Genomic DNA, 2,211 nt, shown 5'->3' on the forward strand with positions numbered 1-2,211 from the left:
ACAAGCGGTAAATGTAATAGCTGTATGGGTTTCATGAAATATTGTTATATTCATTAAAATTAATTGGAAACAGGTAGGCTTTTGCGCTTTAATTAGTGCTACTACACTTACCGCAAACGTTGTGTGTAATTAAAGAAAACCTGAAACTACGATGAAATTGAAATTAATTTATTTGACTTTTATTATTGGAATTTTAAATATCTCGATAATCCATTCTCAATCTGACTTAAAACTTGTAAAAAAGAAAAACGGAAAAACCGTTCACTTTACAATGGTTGACAAAACACCTTTCGAAAGTGATTGCGACAGAATTTCGGATGAAAAAGAAAGAACGCAATGTTTGGAAAAAGGTTTACGTGACCAAATTTTGACTCTGATTGAAAAAGACTATGAATATTCTGGTGAAATGTATGTTTGGTTTACGGTTGATAAAAAAGGAAACGTGTATGATATTGCTACTAAAGGATATCCAAGTGCACCTGAATTTGAAAAAGGCATTAAAAAAGCTGTTACGGAATTAAATCTGACTAAATCGACTTATAAAAATCGGAAAGTAAATGTTAGATGTTATACTCGTGTTCTGCCAAAAGTTATTGAACCGAAAAAATAACTACACACAATAACTAAGCGTTCGTGTGGCCGGAACGGCCGAACATGAACGCACTGTTGACTAAACCGTCCCGATGGCTATCGGGACTTTGCCGGTTAGCCATATATGGGGATTAGTCTATTTTTAGGAGGTAGTATTTGTCGGATAGTAAATCTTGTCTCTATGCAAGATATCGGCTTTTGGTTATTGACCTAAAGTGCAACTGCTTTTTACTATGTTCCTTCACTGGTACTTACAGGATTGAGTGTCATTTTGATCGTTTTAAGCCATAGTTCGCCCCTTACGCTTTTGGGGAGCTGTTTTTCTTCTGGTCTCTATTTGTTTGTCTTTTTAATTTTTCCAGCCAGTGCTCTGGTGGGCCACGTGCCGTAAAGGTGGCAATGGTAATGAGCTTTCCTTTCTTACAATCCGGGCACACCCTGTGCTGTAAAGGCTCTTTTTCCTTCAGCTGTACAGACCCCAGGATCGCCTGAAGGGCCGGAAGGCTGATTTTTTTGTGATAGGAACTCAAGATTCCATAATGGCGGATGCGAACAAAACCTTTGGGAAGTACGTGAAGTGCGAACCGCCTGATGAATTCTGGATCGGATAAACCTAACAGAGATTTCCTTCCCCCGTGACGGTAATCTTTGACAGAAAAAGTAACGCCTTTATTATCCAGGTTTTTTATCCGGTGGTTACTGATGGCGATCTTGTGGGTATAACGGCCAAGGTATTCCACCACCTGTACGGGGCCTAAAAATGGACGCTTGCAGTAAACTACCCAGTGGTGTTTGAACAGGCTTTCATAGAAGTCCCTGGATTGTGGTGGAAGTTCCTTGCGAAGGGAAGCCACAAAACGAGCTCTAAAAACGGTGCTCATAGCCTTGACCGGGAACAGGTAGCGTGCCCTGCGGTAGCCCGGTTTGCCGTTGCTTTTTGCAGATCTCCATTTGCCGTTTTTAGTAATACCACCCCCGGGAACAATACAGTGCAGGTGCGGGTGCAAAGAAAGGTTCTGGCCCCAGGTGTGCAGGATGGCGATCATCCCTGGTTTGGCACCCAAAAATTTAGGGTTGGAGGCAAAGTCCTTGATTACCTCCCATGCCGTTTTAAACAGTAGCCCGTACATTTTTTTAGGTTCATACAGGCATAGCCGGTGGAGGGCTGATGGCAATGTGAATACCACGTGGAAGTAAGGCACGTTTAGGAGTTCTTCTTCCCGTGCCCGGATCCACTGCTCTTTTTTATGTCCCTGGCACTTGGAACAATGGCGGTTGCGGCAACTATTGTAACTAAGATGGAGCCTGTGGCAGGAAGGATGGTTACAGCGATCGATATGCCCCCCCAGGGCAGCAGTACGGCATTTGCGCAAGGCGTGAAGGGTTCTTAGTTGCCAGCTGTTATAACAATAGTTGGATAAAGATGCTGTGTTTCTTTCCAGTACCTGGGCCACCTCATAAGTAGCAGGTTTCAAGACTACTCCTTGTAGAGCCGGTCCAGCGGACTGAACGGCTTCTGTCTACCTAGTTGTGCCACGTGTAGGTAGGTGAGCGTAGTTTGGATATCTGCGTGTCCCAGTAAATCTTTGACACTGATAATATCCAGGCCCATTTCCAAAA

2 protein-coding genes are annotated in these 2,211 nt (G+C 43.3%); one reads left to right on the plus strand and one right to left on the minus strand.

Translation table 11 applies throughout. The annotated features are described in order from the left end of the window. Positions 1 to 151: 151 nt before the first annotated feature. Entirely contained in the window at positions 152 to 610 is a 459-nt protein-coding gene (locus L1967_RS22135) for a hypothetical protein (protein WP_249603662.1), read from the plus strand. Between the two features lie 280 nt (positions 611 to 890). On the opposite strand, the gene L1967_RS22140 is transcribed toward L1967_RS22135, so the two are convergent. After that, positions 891 to 2,066, minus strand: coding sequence for an IS91 family transposase (locus tag L1967_RS22140; protein WP_420856435.1), 1,176 nt, complete (start codon positions 2,064 to 2,066; stop codon positions 891 to 893). Positions 2,067 to 2,211: the final 145 nt, after the last annotated feature.

It is taken from the genome of Zunongwangia pacifica (assembly GCF_023499215.1).
GTDB lineage: Bacteria > Bacteroidota > Bacteroidia > Flavobacteriales > Flavobacteriaceae > Zunongwangia > Zunongwangia pacifica.

What these genes read in the sequence shown, in the direction of transcription:
- L1967_RS22135 (WP_249603662.1), top strand. Translation starts at nt 152, where the DNA reads ATGAAATTGAAATTAATTTATTTGACTTTTATTATTGGAATTTTAAAT.